Source organism: Rhodanobacter sp. G1 (assembly GCF_055397855.1).
Genome location: NZ_AP039674.1, coordinates 3948496 through 3964711, shown reverse-complemented (window position 1 = coordinate 3964711; position 16216 = coordinate 3948496). Strand labels below are relative to the sequence as shown.

13 protein-coding genes are annotated in these 16216 nt (G+C 69.6%); 6 read left to right on the top strand and 7 right to left on the bottom strand.

Annotated elements, in window-relative coordinates; genetic code table 11:
* Window positions 1–61 precede the first annotated feature (61 nt).
* Genes ACZ5Z2_RS17600 through ACZ5Z2_RS17585 form a run of 4 tightly spaced genes read left to right on the top strand, consistent with a single transcriptional unit; the run spans window position 62 to window position 5125 of the window.
* A complete protein-coding gene (locus ACZ5Z2_RS17600; protein ID WP_464759885.1) occupies window positions 62–1378 on the top strand; it encodes an OprD family outer membrane porin in 1317 nt (438 codons plus the stop codon).
* A gap of 4 nt (window positions 1379–1382) precedes the next feature.
* Window positions 1383–2471 carry an ABC transporter ATP-binding protein gene (locus tag ACZ5Z2_RS17595; protein WP_464759884.1) on the top strand — a complete coding sequence of 363 codons (1089 nt, stop codon included), beginning with the start codon at window positions 1383–1385 and terminating at the stop codon, window positions 2469–2471.
* 17 nt (window positions 2472–2488) lie between these two features.
* Complete coding sequence (locus tag ACZ5Z2_RS17590; protein ID WP_464759883.1) at window positions 2489–3466, top strand: ABC transporter substrate-binding protein; 978 nt, start codon at window positions 2489–2491, stop codon at window positions 3464–3466.
* On the top strand, window positions 3467–5125 hold the full coding sequence (locus ACZ5Z2_RS17585; RefSeq protein WP_464759882.1) for an ABC transporter permease: 1659 nt from the start codon (window positions 3467–3469) through the stop codon (window positions 5123–5125).
* 34 nt (window positions 5126–5159) lie between these two features.
* Here the strand turns inward: ACZ5Z2_RS17585 and ACZ5Z2_RS17580 are convergent, their stop codons facing one another.
* The 5 genes from ACZ5Z2_RS17580 to ACZ5Z2_RS17560 all read right to left on the bottom strand — a co-directional run bounded on the left by ACZ5Z2_RS17580 (window position 5160) and on the right by ACZ5Z2_RS17560 (window position 11123).
* Window positions 5160–6041, bottom strand: a complete 882-nt coding sequence (locus ACZ5Z2_RS17580; RefSeq protein WP_464759881.1) for a hypothetical protein — start codon at window positions 6039–6041, stop codon at window positions 5160–5162.
* 242 nt (window positions 6042–6283) lie between these two features.
* Window positions 6284–6655 carry a nuclear transport factor 2 family protein gene (locus ACZ5Z2_RS17575; protein WP_464759880.1) on the bottom strand — a complete coding sequence of 124 codons (372 nt, stop codon included), beginning with the start codon at window positions 6653–6655 and terminating at the stop codon, window positions 6284–6286.
* Between the two features lie 57 nt (window positions 6656–6712).
* The gene (locus ACZ5Z2_RS17570; RefSeq protein ID WP_464759879.1) at window positions 6713–8317 is read right to left on the bottom strand and encodes a S10 family peptidase; all 1605 of its coding nucleotides are present in this window, start codon (window positions 8315–8317) and stop codon (window positions 6713–6715) included.
* Between the two features lie 66 nt (window positions 8318–8383).
* Window positions 8384–9244: an EamA family transporter gene (locus ACZ5Z2_RS17565; RefSeq protein ID WP_464759878.1), complete on the bottom strand. Its 861-nt coding sequence runs from the start codon at window positions 9242–9244 to the stop codon at window positions 8384–8386.
* A gap of 109 nt (window positions 9245–9353) precedes the next feature.
* Entirely contained in the window at window positions 9354–11123 is a 1770-nt protein-coding gene (locus tag ACZ5Z2_RS17560; protein WP_464759877.1) for a beta-1,3-glucanase family protein, read from the bottom strand.
* A 359-nt stretch (window positions 11124–11482) separates the two neighbouring features.
* On the opposite strand from ACZ5Z2_RS17560, the gene ACZ5Z2_RS17555 reads away from it, so the two are divergent.
* Window positions 11483–12073: a DUF2239 family protein gene (locus ACZ5Z2_RS17555; RefSeq protein ID WP_464759875.1), complete on the top strand. Its 591-nt coding sequence runs from the start codon at window positions 11483–11485 to the stop codon at window positions 12071–12073.
* 47 nt (window positions 12074–12120) lie between these two features.
* Entirely contained in the window at window positions 12121–13407 is a 1287-nt protein-coding gene (locus ACZ5Z2_RS17550; protein ID WP_464759874.1) for an MFS transporter, read from the top strand.
* Here ACZ5Z2_RS17550 and eda read toward each other — a convergent pair whose 3' ends face one another.
* Complete coding sequence (gene eda, locus ACZ5Z2_RS17545) at window positions 13408–14058, bottom strand: bifunctional 4-hydroxy-2-oxoglutarate aldolase/2-dehydro-3-deoxy-phosphogluconate aldolase (protein ID WP_464759873.1); 651 nt, start codon at window positions 14056–14058, stop codon at window positions 13408–13410. It lies immediately after the preceding gene.
* A 160-nt stretch (window positions 14059–14218) separates the two neighbouring features.
* Complete coding sequence (gene edd / locus ACZ5Z2_RS17540) at window positions 14219–16063, bottom strand: phosphogluconate dehydratase (protein WP_464759872.1); 1845 nt, start codon at window positions 16061–16063, stop codon at window positions 14219–14221.
* Window positions 16064–16216 lie beyond the last annotated feature (153 nt).

Here is a 16216-nt window from a genome sequence, read left to right as displayed (position 1 = left end):
CCGGCACCCAAAGTGAGGAATGTCGTTTTGATATTCCCATCGCTTCCAGGGGCCCCCGATCATGCGCATTTCCCAGGCGTCGTCCAGGCGGCTTGCCCGCGCCTTCAGCGTGGCCGCGCTTGCGCTGGCGGCGCAGGCCCACGCTTCCGTTTCGAGTTCGCTGCCCGACGACTTCTTCCACGTCAGCGGCGACGTTCGGCTGTACGACTTCAGCAAGGACTACGGCTCGCGCAACGAGACCGACCAGCATTCATCGGCGATCGGCGGCAAGCTGAAGGTCACCACCTCGCCGTTCCTCGGCGGCTTCGGCGTCGGCGCCAGCCTCTACCACGCCAGCTCGCTGGAGACGTTCGACCACCAGGAAACCACCCTGATGGGCGCGAAGAAGTCGCTCACCGTGGTGGGCGAAGCTTATGCGCAGTTCGCCGGCGACCATGGTCTGCTGATCCGCGCCGGCCGCCAGGAAATCGATACGCCGTGGATGGGGCCGCGCGACTCGCGCATGATCCCGCAGACCTTCCGCGGCATCTGGGCGCAGATCAGCCCGGTCAAGGGCCTGCAACTGATGGTGACGCGCGTCGACCAGTACAAGAGCCGCGATTCCAGCGGCTTCTATCGCGACAACCTCTACTATCCCAAGGGCTTCGACGGCGACGACGCCCTCTACGGCACCACCAAGACCTTCCCCAAGAAGGCCGCGCCGAAGGACGCCAAGGGCACGTTTGCGGCAGGCGCGAAGTATGCCTCCGGCGGTGCGCATGTGCAGGCCTGGCTCTACGACTTCTACGGCTTCGCCAAGACCGTCTTCCTCGACGGCGGCTACACCTTCGGCAATGCGTCGCAGGCGCTGCGTCCCTATCTGGACGCACAGTACATGCGCCAGACCGGCGGCGACATCCTGGTCGACAACAAGGCCACGCTGTTCGGCCTGGGCGGCAAGGTCGACTCCACCCTGTGGGGTGCGCGCGGCGGCCTGAAGTTCGACGGCAACGACGTCTCGCTGTCGTACGACAAGCTGGAGGATCACGCCGGCGCCTACGGAGGTGGAGCCCTGGTGGTGCCTTACGGCGACTTCACCGCGATGTACGCGCAGGTGATGGCGAACAACCTGCTGAAGTTCGGCCCGGGCCAGGCCACCAAACTAGCGTGGAGCCGCGGCTTCTTCGGCAAGAAGGTCAAGCTCACCGCCGCGCTGATGCGCTTCCGCACCAGCTATGGCGGCAACTCGTACACCGAATACCTGGACGCGAGCTATGCCTTCGACGGCAGTCTCAAGGGCCTGTCCCTGCGCGACCGCCTGGCGATCGCCAACGGCGTCGCGGGCAACGACAACCGCGCGCTGATCTACAACCGCGTGATGATGCAGTACCGGTTCTGAGGCAATGGACGACGTGACCGGCCTCGGCGTCAGCGGGCTGACCGTCGAATACGACGGCCAGCCCGTGCTGAAAGACGCGAACCTGCGCATGGCGTCCGGAGAATACGCCTGCCTGCTGGGCCGCTCGGGCTCGGGCAAGAGCACCCTGCTCGGCGCAGTCGCCGGTTTCGTGCAGCCTGGCGCAGGGCGCATCGCGATCGGCGGCCAGGTGGTGTGGGACGCCGCGGCCCGCGTGCGCGTGCCGTCGCGGGCGCGCCGCTTGGGCATGGTGTTTCAGGAGCCGATGCTGTGGCCGCATCTCAGCGTGGTCGACAACATCCTGTTTCCGCTGCGCAGCCGCGGGCGTGCGGCAGCACCGGCGCAGGCCGAGGCCCTGCTCGAACGCGTAGGCCTTGCCGGCCTCGGTCGGCGCAAGCCGGCGGCGCTGTCCGGCGGCCAGCGGCAGCGCGTGGCGATCTGCCGCGCGCTGATCGCCGAACCGTCGCTGGTGCTGCTGGACGAGCCGCTGTCGGCGGTGGACAGCCTCACCCGCGAACAGTTGCGCAGTTACCTGCAGCAGTTGTTCGCCGAGACCCGAACCACCGCCCTGCACGTGACCCACGATCCGGCCGAGGCGTTCGCACTGGGCCACCACGTCGGCGTGATCGACCAGGGCCGGATGATCCAGTGGGGCACGCCGCTGGAGCTTTACCGTCGACCCGATTCCGAGCTGGTGGCGGGGCTCACCGGCGCGTTCCAGTCGCTGGAGGTGCCGGTCGAGCCGCTGGGACAGGGCGAGGCGCGCTGCTGGTTCGACGACCGCGCGTGGATCTGTCCGGCCCACCCCTTGGTGCGCAAGGGCACGGCGCGGCTGGTGCTGCGCCCCGAGTCGGTGCGCTTCTCCACGCAGGCGGGCCATTGGCGGCTGCACCGGCGGCGCTTCGAAAGCGGCCGCTTCCACGTCGAGGTGCGCAATCCGCGCGGCGAAACCATCCAGGGCCGCAGCACCGGGGAACTCGATGCCGAGGCCATCGCGATCGAGCTGTCGCCGGCCGATTGCTGGCTGCTGCCGGCACCGGCACCGGCACCGACGGTGGCCCTGGCCATCCATTGATCGAGAGGAAAGTGACCATGATCCGGAAACTGTGGGTTCTCGTGCTGGCGATGCTGGCCACGAATGCGGCCGTCGCGGGCGACCTGGTGGTCTACAGCAGCGCGCCCGGCTCGCTGGCGAAGCAGCTGGCGGCCGGCTACGAGAAGCAGAGCGGGCAGCACGTGGATCTGTTCGTGTCCAGCACCGGCAAGATCATGGCGCGCCTCGCCGCCGAGGCCTCGCACCCGCACGCCGACGTGGTGATCCTGGCCGACTGGACGGCTGGCCTGGCGATGGCGCAGCAGGGCATGGTGCAGCCCTATCGTCCCGCCGCGCTCGTGAGCCAGTTGCGGCCCAAGCTTGATGCGGCCGGCCCGTTCCTGCCGATCGGCGGCGACGTGGTGAGCCTGGTCGCCAACACCTCGGCGACCGGCGCGCAGGCATTGCCGCAGGACTGGCCGGATCTGGCCACGCCGGCCTGGCGCGGCAAGCTCACCATGCCCGACCCCACCCTCTCCGGCACCGCATCCGACTTCGTGATGGCCTTCGTGGCGGCCCACGGTGACCAGGCCTGGGCGTGGTTCAAGGCGCTCAAGGACAACGGCTGCCTGTGGCCGGGACCGAACGCCGCCGCGCTGCGTCCGGTGGAAATGGGCACGCGCAGCCTGATGGTGGCCGGCGTCGGCCACACCGCGATCAAGGCGAAGCAAGCCGGCAACACCTTGCAGCTGATCCTGCCGCGCAGCGGCGTGCTGCTGATCCCGCGCCCGCTGATCGTGATGAAGAGCAGCGCGCAACAGGCCGCCGCCGAGCGATTCGTGGACTACGCGATGTCGCCGGTCGGCCAGGCCGCGGTGGCGAAGTCGCTGCTGCTGCCGGCGGTGCGCAGCGTCGCGCCGTCGCCGGCGTGGCCCGACATCGACCGCGCCACGCTGCTTTCGGTGGACTGGTCGACGCTGGCGGCCAGGCGAAAGGCGGTGCTCGACCGTTTCAGCCACGACATCCTCGGGCGCTGAATGCGCCGGGGCGGTCTGGCGGCGCGTCCCGACGCGGCCGCGTTGATCCTGGTTCTGCTGCTGCTGATGGTGGCGCCCTTGCTTGCGCTGCTGCGCGAGGCCGCGCACCCGTTCCTGGCCGGGCAGGGCCTGCTGGCCACGCTGCACGGCTGGATCGGCATGGATGCGATGCCGGCATTGCGCGACACGCTGGCGCTGGCGGCGCTGACCAGCCTGTTCGCGATGTTGCTGGGCGGCGGTGCCGGACTGCTGGCACATTTCGCGCCGCCGCGCGGCGCGGCGGTGGTCGAGCCGATGTTGCTGGTGCCGTTCCTGATCCCGCCTTACCTCACCGCGGTGGCCTGGAGCCTGCTGGCCGGGCCCGGCGGGCTGTGGCAGCGCGTACTGGGCTTCGGCGGCGTGCCGCTGGCGCGCGGGCTGTATTCGCTGACCGGCATGGCGGCGGTGATGGCGTTGCACCTGGTGCCGCTGGTCTACGTCATGGTGGCCGGCGCCTTGCGCGGCGTGGACGAGCGCCTGGTCGACTGCGCGCGGGTACACGGCGCGGGCAGGCTGCGGGCGGCGTGGGTGGCCTACCGGCCGACGGTGGTTCCGTCGCTAGCGTCTTCGTCGTTGCTGGTGTTCCTTGCCGCCTGCGAGGAGTTCGGCATGCCGAAGGCGCTGGGCAACTATGCCGACGTGCACGTGCTCAGCGTGGCGGTCGAGCAGTCGATGAGCGTGTGGCCGGTGGATTTGTCGCGCGCGGCGGGCATCGGCCTGATCCTGGCGATGCTGGCGCTCGCGCTGTGGGTGCTGACGCGCCAGGTGCGCAGCGGCGAGCGCGTGGCGATGCACCAGCGCCAGCGCAGGCGTCGCCTGTGGAGTGCGCTGTTGCTGGCTGCGCTGGCGCTGCTGGCGGGAGGACTGCCGCTGGCCGGCATCTTTGTCACGTCGTTGCAGAAGGCGATCACCAACGGCCTGCATGCGGGCAACTGGACGCTGGCGCATTTCGCGGCGGTGCTGCGTCCCGGCGGCGCCGGCCTGCAGGCCCTGTCGATGAGCGTGATGCTTTCCGTCGTCGTGAGCTTCGTGGGCACCGCGCTGGCGCTGCTGTCGGCCTGGGTGCTGGAAACGATGCGCCAGCGCGCTGCGCGCCGGCTGGAGATCCTGGCCTACCTGCCGCAGGCGATTCCCGGCGTGGTACTGGGCACCGGCCTGATCCTGTTCTGGAACGCGTCGTGGAATCCGCTGCCGGTGTACGGCCATGCGGCGATCCTGGCGATGGCCTACCTCACCCTGACCTTTCCGTATGCGATGCGCTACGCGGTCGGCGGCCTGGAGCAGGCGCCGGCTGGCCTGACCCAGGCCGCGGCCGTGCATGGCGCGGGCACGCTGCGCATCCTCGGCCGCATCCGCCTGCCGTTGGCGTGGCCGTTCCTGCTCGGCGGCGGTACCGTGGTGTTCGCGCTGTCGATGCGCGAGGTGGCCGCGTCCAGCCTGCTGCAGCCGCCGGGCGTGCAGGTGGTGTCCACCTACGTGTTCGAGCAGTTCGACCAGGGTAATGCCGGCGAAGGCATGGCGATGGCGGTGCTCGGCGTGCTGAGCACGGCGCTGCTGCTGGGCGCGGCCAGGGCCTTGTTGTCGCGGCGCGGCGGCGAAACGGTGGCGGAGCTCGAATGAAACGTTGCCCGGCCGCGCGCGGCCGGGCACGGGCTCAATTGCCGCTGCAGAAGCCGTTGGGATAGCTCGACGACGTCCGGCTGTAGACCCAGGCGGTCTTGGTCGTGGCGGGCGACAGGTTCCAGCTTCCCAGCGTGGACATCGCCTGCATCAGCACCTGCGAGCGTTGCAGCACGGGCGTGGTGAAGTAATGGTCGTCGTCGGCCTCGACCCGAAACGACAGCTCGGCCAGCGCGGGCGTGCCGCTGCCGTTGACGTACCACAGCGTGAGCGTGAAGTCGGCGTCGGACTGGCCGAGGTCGGAACTGGGGCCGTCGTATTCCTGCTGGGTGATCTGCAGGCCGTTGACGTCCGCCAGCGACTCGCCGCCGTGGGCCGAGAGCACGCTGGCGCCGGAGAACTGCGAGATCAGTTCGTCGATGGTGGCCGGCGTGCCGCTCTTGCCCGGATCCTGCTTGGTGGAGTGCGAGTAGACCAGGCTGAGCGGGGTGACGTCGGTTTCCAGCTTGCTGCTGGCGTTCTTGCCGTTGCCGGTGACGTCGGTGTAGTACGACAGCTCCTCGTCCGGATGGCGGTACTTGAACTCGATGTCGTTGTCGTCGCCGGAGCGCGTGCGCACCGAGTAGCCGGCGTTTTTCAGCGCGCAGTCGCCCGGCGTGTCGTAGTAGGCCACCTGGTCGAGGCCGTCGGCGGCGAAGCTGCCGTCGATGCTCTTGTCGAAATCAAGCTGGTCGAGCCGGACGGCGAGCGCCTGCAGCAGGCTGTTCGCCGCGGTCTGCGGATTGCTTGCGAACTGGCCGGGATCGAGCAGCACCTTGTATTCCTTGCTGTCGACCCGGACGGGGTCGTTGGCGTGCGCGGCCATGCTGCCGCAGAGGCTGGCGAGCACGAGGGCGTAAAGCAGCGGTCGTTTCATGTCGTTGCGCCTTGATGGGTGGAAAGGGCGGTGGCAGTGCGCGACAGAACCGCCGGCGACCTTGCGCATTGCCCAGGCATCGGCATGTGCTGCGAACGGTGGAATGGCGGCGCGGCGCCGGGTCGGTGCGGCTGTCGGCGAAGCCTAGGCGGGCAACCATGACATGGGGGTGTCAGCGGCATGGCGGGCCGGCGCGCGGCCGCGGCGGGGCGTTGTCCTCCCGCCAGCGGCGGCGCGAGGGTTCAGCCGCTGTGGTCGGCGATGTAGACCAACCGGCTATCGTGCTGGCGGAATTCGCTGCGGCCTTCCAGCGCGATGGACTGGCCCGCGCGCACGCCGTTCGGCAGGTCGACTGCGAAGGTGCCCTCGAAGCGGATGTCGGCGTAGCCGCGGCCGTCCGCCTCGCGCCACGCGGTGATGGTCTGCCGGCGCATCGAGAACAGGTGGCGCGAGCTTTCCGCGAGGTGGCGCAGCTCCGCGATGCCGACGGTGCGCAGTGCCAGCACGCCCGCGGTGTAGTTCTCGAACACCACCTCGTCCTGCATCGTCGCCAGCATGGCATCCACGTCCATGCGGTTGTAGGCATCGAGGTAGCGGTCGACGAGGGCGCGCATGGGTCGGTTCCGGGGTGGCGGGCGCGCATTTCAGCACGCGCCCGCCGTGCCTGCCAGTCAGTGCTTCACGTTGTCCGTGCTCTCGATGAAGCTTGCCACGTTGTCGTGCAGCAGCTTCAGCGACGGCACGTGCGCGTACACCATGTGGCCGGACGGGTACCAGTGGTAGGAGATGTTCTGCTGCAGCGAATCGGGGATCGGCAGGTGGCGCATCTCGTACTGCGCCGCGAAGAACGGCGTGGCGAGGTCGTAGTAGCCGCCGTTGAGCATTACCTTGAGGTTCGGGTCGGTCTTCATCGCCGTCGCCAGGTCGGGCATCACGTTGGTGGACTGCTGCAGCGCCTCGTGGCTGCCCGGCGCGCGGTGCGACATGTCCCAGTGGTGGATGTCGGCGTATTCGCGGTAGGTCTGGTCGTTGCCGTACTTCAGATCCTTGCGCACGTAGTCGTTGAACGCGGCGATGTAGGCGGAGCTGATCGCCGAGGACTGCGGGTCGTAGTCGGACTCCTTGCCCAGCGGATCCAGCGCGGGGCCGGAGAAGCGCGTGTCGAGGCGACCAGTGGTGGTGTCGTCGTCCGCCTGCAGTTCGTGCTCGAACATGCCGCCGCTGACGCGCAGGTCGGCCTTCATCCAGTACGCCGCCGGCAGGCCGGTGTACTGGTGCAGCTTCTCGGCGATGGCCTGCTTGCGCGCGGCGTCGAGCTGCGAGCCGGCCATCAGCGCCTGCGCGTATTCGCCGGTGGCGAACTGCTCCACTTCGGCGATCAGGGTTTCCACGTCGGCCGGCGGCGAAGGCAGCTTGTGGTGATACCAGGCGGTGGCCGCATAGGTGGGCAGCGCCAGCCAGTAGGGCTGATCCACGCCGGGGTTGGTCGAGGGGCCGTCGATGCTGTTGTCGAAGCTGAGGATCTGCGAGAGCAGGATCACGCCGTTGAGATCCACGCTGTCGTCGTTGGTGAGGATGTTGGCCACCACCGCCGAGCGCGTGGTGCCGTAGCTCTCGCCGAACAGGTACTTCGGCGAGTTCCAGCGCCCGTACTTCGACAGGAACTGGGTGATGAACTGGGCGAACGCATGGCCGTCGCCGTCCACGCCGTAGATCGCCTTCTCGCGCGCCTTCATCTGTTCGGCGCGCTTGGCAGGATCCTTGTCGTCGGCGATCAGCCGGCTGAAGCCCGCGCCCGGCGCATCGATGAATACCAGGTCGGAGGCGTCGAGCAGGCTGTAGTCGTTGTTCACCAGCTGGTACGGCGCGGCCGGCGTGTGGGTGTCGTCGGCGGTCACCACGCGCTTCGGGCCGAACGCGCCCATGTGCAGCCATACCGTGGCCGAACCGGGGCCGCCGTTGTAGATGAAGGTGACGGGTCGCTCGCTCGCCTTCGCACCCTTCTTGAAATAGGCGGTGTAGAACATGCTCACGGTGGGCTCGTGCTCCTTGTCGCCCGAGCCGTGCAGCACCAGGGTGCCGGCCACCGCCTGATAGCCGATGCTCTTGCCTTCCACGCTCACCGTGCCGTAGCTGGTCGAGGATTGCGGTGTGGCCAGCGCCACTTCGGGCGTGCTGGCCGGTGCGGCCTTGTCGGGCTTCTTGCCGCCGTCGGCGAGCACGGCGGTGCTGAGCAGCAGGGCGGTCAGTGCCGCGGCGAGGGGAAGCTTGCGCATGGGTGGCTCCTCGGGATGGTCGTCGCAGCATAAGGAGTGCTTTCGCGCAGCCGCATGCCCCGGAAGTCACGTCCCGCGCGTCAGCAACCCGATGGCCAGCAGCGCCAGCAGCAAGGCGGCGAGGTTGATGCGGCTCAGCCGCTCGCGAAACAGCAGCGTGCCGGCCAGCGCGCCCAGCACCACCACGCCGAGGTTCATGCTAGCGAACACCAGTGCCGGGTGCTGCGGCAACGTGCGGTGCGCACGCAGGTAGAACAGGATGTTGCCGAAGTTGAGCAGGCCGAGCAGCAAGCCGCCCAGCAGGTTGCGCAGGCCGAAGCGCGCGCCGCCGCGCAGGCGCTGCCACGCAGCCAGCGCGAACGCCACCAGCAGGGCCAGCGCGAACATCGCCAGCAGCGACGTGCCCAGCGGCACGCCTGCCGCCGCCACGCGCTTGAACAGCACGTCGATGGCGCCGAAGCCAACAAACACCAGCAGCGGCCAGCACCAGCCCGCCGCGCCGCCGGCGTCGGGGCCATGCTCCGCGCGCCGCACCATGCCGAGCAAGGCGAGCAGGCCCAGCGCGCAGCCCAGCACCTTCGCCGCATCGAGGCGCTCGCCGAACAGCGCGAACGCCGCCAGCAGGGAGAGCAGCAGCGACAGGCGCTGCGCCGTGTCCGAGCGCACGATGCCGGCGTGCCGCACCGAGGCGCCCAGCGCGACGAAGATCACGGGCAGCAGCACGCCCAGCCCGGCCAGCGCGAACCACGGCGCGCCCGCCATGCGCAGCGGCTGCAGCGAAGGCCGCAGCAACAGCGTCGCCAGCGCGCACGCCGCCACGTAGTTCCACGCCACCATCTGGCCCACGTCCAGCCCGAAGCGCCGCGCCAGCTTCAGCAGCACCGACACCAGCACGCTGCAGATGGCGCTCGCCAGCACGTAGATCATCGAACGGTTCCCGATCCGGAGGACGGGAAGCTTAACGCCTGAGCCCTGGCTTCCATGCGCGCCCACCACCTGAAAGGCCCTGCCTGCGCAGGGCCTTTCAGGCGAACCCTCACCAACCGACGGTGATGGTGGCCACCGTGGGATTCGTGCCGATCAGCGAGGAGCTGAAACCGCGCACGTCGTCGTACGGGAAGCCGTAGGTGAGCCCGTCGATGCTGTGCGCATGCCAGAACGCGGAGTAGGCATTGGTCGGGCTGCTGCCGTAGAAATCCCCGGCCGTGTTCCATTCCGCCGCGTTTTCGGCCACGTGGCGGTTCAGCGCGGCATCCAGCTGCGCCTGGATCTGCAACTGCTTGGCGGTCGCCACGCCTGCCGCGGCGTTGCTGGCGTCGTTGAACACGCCATTGCCCAGCAGCACCTCCTGCGTGGTGGGCGCGTTGTTGATGTAGTACGTGCCCTGGCCGTCCGTGAACACGAACTGGTTGCCGACGACGTGGCCGGTGAAGGTGCCCTGCGCATCGGTGAACACCAGCGACTGGCTGCGGTACTGGTTCCACACGGACTGGATGTAGCTGTCCAGATAGCCGGACTGCGCACCGCCGCTGCCGAAGCTGCCGTGCGCAGGCGCCACGATGCGGTAGGGCGCCTGCACCTGGGCCAGTGACTGGAAGGGCTGCGGAACCTGCGCTACGAATTCCTGGAACAACGCAGCGCGCGTTTCCGTTTCGCCCACGGTCTGGTCGTAGCCGCTGGGATCCTGCAGCCGCAGGCGGATCGGCATCCCGAACTGGTCGACGCGCGTGGTGTTGCCGTAGAAGTTGGTGGCGTTGACGTTCACTTCGACGAAATCGAAGGTCACGTCGATGTTGGGGTCGCTGGGGTTGTCGATGTTCGGCCCGGTGTAGCCGTACACCGGGTTGCCTATCGCCTGGATGTACATCGGACTGCCCACGCTGAGATAGATCCGCGCGGAAAGGATCTGCGGCACGGTGAACGACTTGCATTGCGAGAACGGAATCGAATAGTCGGCGTAGCTCTGGCCGCCCTTGCTCAGCGCGCCGTTGTCGCCGGGCGTCATCGGGATGAGGTCGCCCGCGCAATCGACATGCACGTAAGTGCCTGGCTTGGCGGGATCCTGGCCGACCATCGTCCAGTAGACCTGGCTGTCCGGATAGGCGCCGTTGGTGCCGTTGACCAGGTTGAAGGTGGTGCCGGTCGCCGGGAACGTGGGGCTCGATGGCGAAGGCGGCGGCGCAGGAGCGGGTGCCGGTGCCGTGTAGCTCAACGTCTGCGTGGGCGTGTCCATCGCCGAGCCGTCGCTCTGGCCGATGGTGAACCAGTAGCTCACCTGCTCGCCGCTGGCCAGGCCGGAGATCTGGTAGGTGTTGTCGGTGCCGCTGTTGCTCATGCGCACGTTGAGCTGGCCGCCGCCGGCAACGCTGTAGTGGATGTCGGCCCAGGTGCCGCCGTCGGCATAGAACTGCACCACGCCGCCCGCTTCTGCGGTGGCGCCGTAACTCTGTGTTGGCGGTGGCGGCGCAGGGGCCGGCGCTGGTGCTGGCGCGGGAGCCGGCGAACTGCCGCAACTGCCCTGCGACGTCCATGGCTGGCCGCTGCCGGCGCCGCCATTGTTGCTGGCCGGGTCGTTGCCCTGCGTCCACCAGTTCGCCACGTAGTCGACGCCGTTTTCGCTGGCGGTCTGACCTTGCGTGTATACGGCCGAAGCGTTCCAGGCCGCCGCGCAGGCCGCCTGCGCATGCACCGCCTGCACCGGCATGAATGTCAGCACGGTCGTGGAAAGCCCCGCGCATACCGCGGCGCCCAGCGAACTCAATGCCAGCGTGGGCCAAGCCGTCGATCCATCCCTCTTCTTCTGCATGGACTGTCTCCTCCGCTCTGGGTGAAATCACTACCAAACGATTGGCATCGGCGATCTCACGGCCGCGTCTGGTCGCGGCCATGGGGGGACAGTCGCCGTCAGGAGTTTCTGGTTGTTATGGGGTGGCACGCTAGTCGCGGATACAGGCGCTGTCAATACAAAAGTACAAGCGCTGGTATTTTCTGTGATGGACGTCTGGATGGCCATACACCGGAGCATTCCTGGCCGGCGGGCGCGGGCATATTGACTGCTGCGCTTCGGCTCGGCGCCTCCGGGCGCTCATCGGATTTTGACCAGGGTATTATTGACATCGCATTTGATCCGGGCAAAATGGATGTGCTTTCTACCCGGATCAGGACATGGCTCCGCACGACAACCAGAGCTGCACCGCTTTCGATGGCCATGCGCTGATCGCTTCCGGCACGCTGGCCGAAGTGGCGTCGGCGGTGAAGCGCATGCTCGACAAACACCCGGCGCGCACGCCGGTGATCCTCGACGACGCCACCGGCCAGCCGGTGGAAATCGATTTCCGCGGCAGCGCGGACGATGTGCAGGCGCGCCTGCAGCCCGCCGCGGAAGGCGGTGCGCCACGCGGCGCGGGGCGCCCCCGGCTGGGCGTGGTGGCGCGCGAGGTGACCTTGCTGCCGCGCCACTGGTACTGGCTGAACAGCCAGCCCGGCGGCGCCTCGGTCACGCTGCGCAAGCTGGTGGAAGAGGCCCGGCGCAACGGCAGCGCCAAGGATCGCGCCCGCCTCGCCGGCGACGCCGCCGACCGCTTCATGCGCGTGGTCGCTGGCGACCTGGCCGGCTACGAGGAGGCCTCGCGCGCGCTGTGGCGCGGCGACCGCGACGCCTTCAACCGCCATACGCGCGGCTGGCCGAAGGACGTGCGCGAGCACGCCCGGCGGCTCGCCGCCATCGCCCGCGACGCTCAGGCCGAAGCCGGTTGAATCGCCGCGCGCCTGTGCCATCAGATCCCATCCGACAGGAACGCCCCATGTCCGCCGCTTCCAGCGCCTCGCCGCTCGCCCAGCGCGATTTCCGCCTGCTGTTCGGCGGCAGCACGATCTCCGCGATCGGCGACCAGTTCACCCTGGTGGCCTTGCCGTGGCTGGTGCTCAAGCTCACCGGCAGTCCCGCCGCGCTGGGCCTGGTGCTGGCGACGATGGCGCTGCCGCGCGCGGCCTTCATGCTGATCGGCGGTGCGGTGGTGGATCGCCTGTCGCCGCGCCGCGTGCTGCTGGCGGCGCGCGCGCTGAACGCGCTGCTGGTGAGCCTGCTGGCGGCGCTGGTGCTGGGCGGCGCCATCCACATGTGGCTGGTGTATGCGCTGGCGCTGGGCATCGGCCTCGCCACCGCGTTCGCCTACCCGGCCGGCTCGGCGATCCTGCCGCAGCTGGTGGCGCCGGCGCAGCTGCGCGCGGGCAACGCGCTGTTCATGGCGATGCGCCAGTTGAGCATGCTGGTGGGGCCGGCGCTGGCCGGCCTGCTGATCAGCGCGGGCGCCCATGGCGGCCACGGCAGCATGGCCGACGCCAACGGGCTCGGCCTCGCCTTCGGCGTCGATGCGCTGAGCTTCGTGTTCTCGCTGGCCTCGCTGGCGCTGATCCGCGTCCACGGCGACCGCCATCCGCGCCCGCACGACGGCGGCGTGCTGGCCAACGTCGGTGCGGGCATCCGCGCGGTGTGGACCGACCTGCCGCTGCGCGCCTTCGTGCTCTATGCGGCGGTAGTGTCGGTGTTCGTGGGCGGCCCGATCCAGGTCGGCCTGCCGATGCTGGCCGATACCCGGCTGGATCTCGGCGCCGCCTCGCTGGGCATCCTGATGACCGCGAACGGCGGCGGCATGCTGGTGGGCAGCATGCTGTCCGGCCTCGCCGCGAAACTGGTGCGCAACCGGCTGGGCCTGATGGTGCTGGGCATCGACGGCCTCGCCGGCCTGGCGCTGGCCGCGCTGGGACTCGACCACTCCACGCTGACCGGGGCCGCCCTGCTGGCTACCACCGGCATCCTGGGCGGCATCGTGCAGGTCACCATCGTGAGCTGGATCCAGCGCCGCGTGGCGCCGGAAATGATGGGCCGCACGATGAGCGTGCTGATGTTCACCTTCATGGGGCTGGGGCCGCTCTCGGCGGCGATCGCCGGCAGCCTGCTGAAGCTGGTTTCGCTGCCGACGATGTTCGCGGCTGCGGGGCTTGCGCTCACCGCCATCGCGCTGGGCTGCATGGGCAGCCCGGCGCTGCGCAGCATCGGCACGCCGGCGCGCGTGCCGGAAGCGGCCTGATCAGCGGGCGCGCACGGCCGCGGCTTCGCGCGCCAGCTGCTCGATGCCGGCCCAGTCGCCGGCCTGCAGCTTGTCCTTGGGCGTGAGCCAGGAGCCGCCCACGCAGGCGACGTTGGGCAGGGCGAGGAAATCCGGTGCGCTGGCGAGGCTGATGCCGCCGGTGGGGCAGAAGCGCAGCTGCGGCAACGGGCTGGCCCACGCACCGAGCAGCTTCGCGCCGCCCACCGGCACGGCCGGGAACAGCTTGAGGTGCCGGTAGCCGCGTTCGAGCAGGCTCATCGCCTCACCCGCGGTGGCCACGCCGGGCAGCAGCGGCAGGGCGCTGGCGTCGGCGGCATCGAGCAGTTTTGGCGAGACGCCGGGCGATACCGCGAAGCGCGCGCCGGCCTGGCGCGCGGCTTCGAGCTGCTGGCCGTCGAGCACGGTGCCCACGCCCACCACCGCACCTTCCACTTCGCTGGCGATGGCACGGATCGCGTCCAGCGCCACCGGCGTGCGCAGGGTCACCTCGATGCTGCGGATGCCGCCGGCGACCAGCGCACGCGCCATCGGCACCGCATGCGCCAGCTCGTCGACGATGACCACCGGCACCACCGGGGCGAGCGCGAGGATTTCGGCGAGGGCGGTCTGCTTGTGGTCTTGTGGGGTCATGGGAGCTCGTGGAATGAAGGGATCAAGCGAGATGGGATATCCCGTTCGCGCTGAGCGTAGCTTGCGTCAGCAAGCGGAGTCGAAGCGCCGCGTTGCGATGATCCTTCGACTTCGGCCCTGCGGGCCTACGCTCAGGACGAACGGGGTGGAGGCTGTCGATTCAGGCGCCGGCCGCGTGGCGGTGGTCGTGCTTGGCGAAGATGGTGGCGCCGGCGTCGGCCGAACCCACCGCGTTGCGCAGGGTGGCGAACAGCTCGCGGCCCATGCCGGCGTGGTGGGCGGAGAGATCCGCGTGCACCTGCTCGCGCGCAGCCCACTCGGCAGCGTCGACCTTGGCCTCCAGCGTGCCGGCGATCACGTCGAGGCGGATGAGGTCGCCGTCGCGCAGCTTGCCCAGTGGGCCGGCGTCGATGGCCTCGGGCGTGACGTGGATGGCCGCGGGCACCTTGCCGGAGGCGCCGGACATGCGCCCGTCGGTGACCAGCGCCACGCGGTGCCCGCGCGCCTGCAGCACGCCCAGCGTGGGCGTGAGCTTGTGCAGTTCGGGCATGCCGATCGCCTTGGGGCCCTGGAAGCGCACCACGGCGACGAAGTCGCGGTCGAGCTCGCCGCGGTCGAAGGCTTTCTTCACGTCGTCCTGGTCGTGGAAGATCACCGCGGGCGCCTCGATCACCAGCCGGTCGCCCGGCACCGAGGACACCTTGATCACGGCGCGGCCGAGGTTGCCCTGCAGCACGCGCAGGCCGCCGTCGGCGCGGAACGGCTCCGTGGCCGGGCGCAGCACCTCGCGGTTGCCGCTCTCGCGCACCTCGTGCCACGCCAGCTTGCCGTCGGCGTCCAGCGCGGGCATCCGGCGGTAGGCCTCCATGCCGCGGCCCCATACCGTGTGCGCGTCGCCGTGCAGCAGCCCGGCGTCGATCAGCGAGCCGATCAGGAACGGCATGCCGCCGGCCTGGTGGAAGTGGTTCACGTCGGCGGAACCGTTGGGATACACGCGCGCCATCAGCGGCACGATGCCGGACAGCGCGTCGAAGTCCTCCAGCGTCAGCGCGATGCCGGCCGCGTGCGCCATCGCCACCAGGTGCAGCAGGTGGTTGGTGGAGCCGCCGGTGGCGTGCAGGCCGATCACGCCGTTGACGATGGTGCGCTCGTCGATCATGCGGCCCAGCGGCGTGTGGTGCTCGCCCGGCTCGCTCATGGCGGCAAGGCGATGCACGGCGGCTTCGGTGAGCGCGTCGCGCAGCGGCGTGTTCGGATTGACGAAGCTGGAGCCTGGCAGGTGCAGGCCCATGATCTCCATCAGCATCTGGTTGGAATTGGCGGTGCCGTAGAAGGTGCAGGTGCCGGGCGCGTGGTAGGACGCCGCCTCGGCCTCCAGCAGCTCGTCGCGGGTAGCCTTGCCCTCGGTGTAGCGCTGGCGCACTGCGGTCTTGGCGTCGTTGCTGATGCCGCTGGGCATCGGGCCCGCCGGCACGAAGAGGGTGGGCAGGTGGCCGAAGGCGAGCGCGCCGATCAGCAGGCCCGGCACGATCTTGTCGCAGATGCCCAGCATCAGCGCCCCGTCGAACATGTCGTGCGACAGCGCGATCGCGGTGGCCATCGCGATCACCTCGCGCGAGAACAGGCTCAGCTCCATGCCGGCCTGGCCCTGGGTGACGCCGTCGCACATCGCCGGCACGCCGCCGGCCACCTGCGCGGTGACGCCGGCCGCGCGCGCCGCGCGGCGGATCAGCTCGGGATAGCGTTCGTACGGCTGGTGCGCCGAGAGCATGTCGTTGTACGCGGTGACGACGCCGAGGTTGGGCGCGCGGCCGCTGCGCAGCGCCGCCTTGTCGTCGGCGCCGCAGGCGGCGAAGCCGTGCGCGAGGTTGCCGCAGGAGAGCTGGGCGCGGTGCGGGCCTTCGCGGCGCGCGGCGTCGATGCGCGCGAGGTAGGCGGTGCGGCTGGCGCGGCTGCGCGCGGCGATGCGGGCGGTGACTTCGGCGACGACAGGGTGGAGGGGCATGGCGTGGATCCGTGGCGTTTGGGCTTGCGGGGAAACAGGCCATGGATGGCCTGTCGCGAAGCAGGCGCCAGGCGCCTGCTTCGGCGGAGCCCGTGCCGGACACCGTCCGGCGCGGGCGAGCCGGAAAAGCGCAGGAGCGCTTTTTCGGCATCA

Coding starts and splice junctions, on each gene's coding strand:
- ACZ5Z2_RS17575 (WP_464759880.1), bottom strand. CDS start 6,655: ATGCGCGCCCTCGTCGACCGCTACCTCGATGCCTACAACCGCATGGAC.
- ACZ5Z2_RS17570 (WP_464759879.1), bottom strand. CDS start 8,317: ATGCGCAAGCTTCCCCTCGCCGCGGCACTGACCGCCCTGCTGCTCAGC.
- edd (WP_464759872.1), bottom strand. CDS start 16,063: ATGCCCCTCCACCCTGTCGTCGCCGAAGTCACCGCCCGCATCGCCGCG.
- ACZ5Z2_RS17600 (WP_464759885.1), top strand. CDS start 62: ATGCGCATTTCCCAGGCGTCGTCCAGGCGGCTTGCCCGCGCCTTCAGC.
- ACZ5Z2_RS17585 (WP_464759882.1), top strand. CDS start 3,467: ATGCGCCGGGGCGGTCTGGCGGCGCGTCCCGACGCGGCCGCGTTGATC.
- ACZ5Z2_RS17580 (WP_464759881.1), bottom strand. CDS start 6,041: ATGAAACGACCGCTGCTTTACGCCCTCGTGCTCGCCAGCCTCTGCGGC.
- ACZ5Z2_RS17550 (WP_464759874.1), top strand. CDS start 12,121: ATGTCCGCCGCTTCCAGCGCCTCGCCGCTCGCCCAGCGCGATTTCCGC.
- ACZ5Z2_RS17590 (WP_464759883.1), top strand. CDS start 2,489: ATGATCCGGAAACTGTGGGTTCTCGTGCTGGCGATGCTGGCCACGAAT.
- eda (WP_464759873.1), bottom strand. CDS start 14,058: ATGACCCCACAAGACCACAAGCAGACCGCCCTCGCCGAAATCCTCGCG.
- ACZ5Z2_RS17555 (WP_464759875.1), top strand. CDS start 11,483: ATGGCTCCGCACGACAACCAGAGCTGCACCGCTTTCGATGGCCATGCG.
- ACZ5Z2_RS17560 (WP_464759877.1), bottom strand. CDS start 11,123: ATGCAGAAGAAGAGGGATGGATCGACGGCTTGGCCCACGCTGGCATTG.
- ACZ5Z2_RS17565 (WP_464759878.1), bottom strand. CDS start 9,244: ATGATCTACGTGCTGGCGAGCGCCATCTGCAGCGTGCTGGTGTCGGTG.
- ACZ5Z2_RS17595 (WP_464759884.1), top strand. CDS start 1,383: ATGGACGACGTGACCGGCCTCGGCGTCAGCGGGCTGACCGTCGAATAC.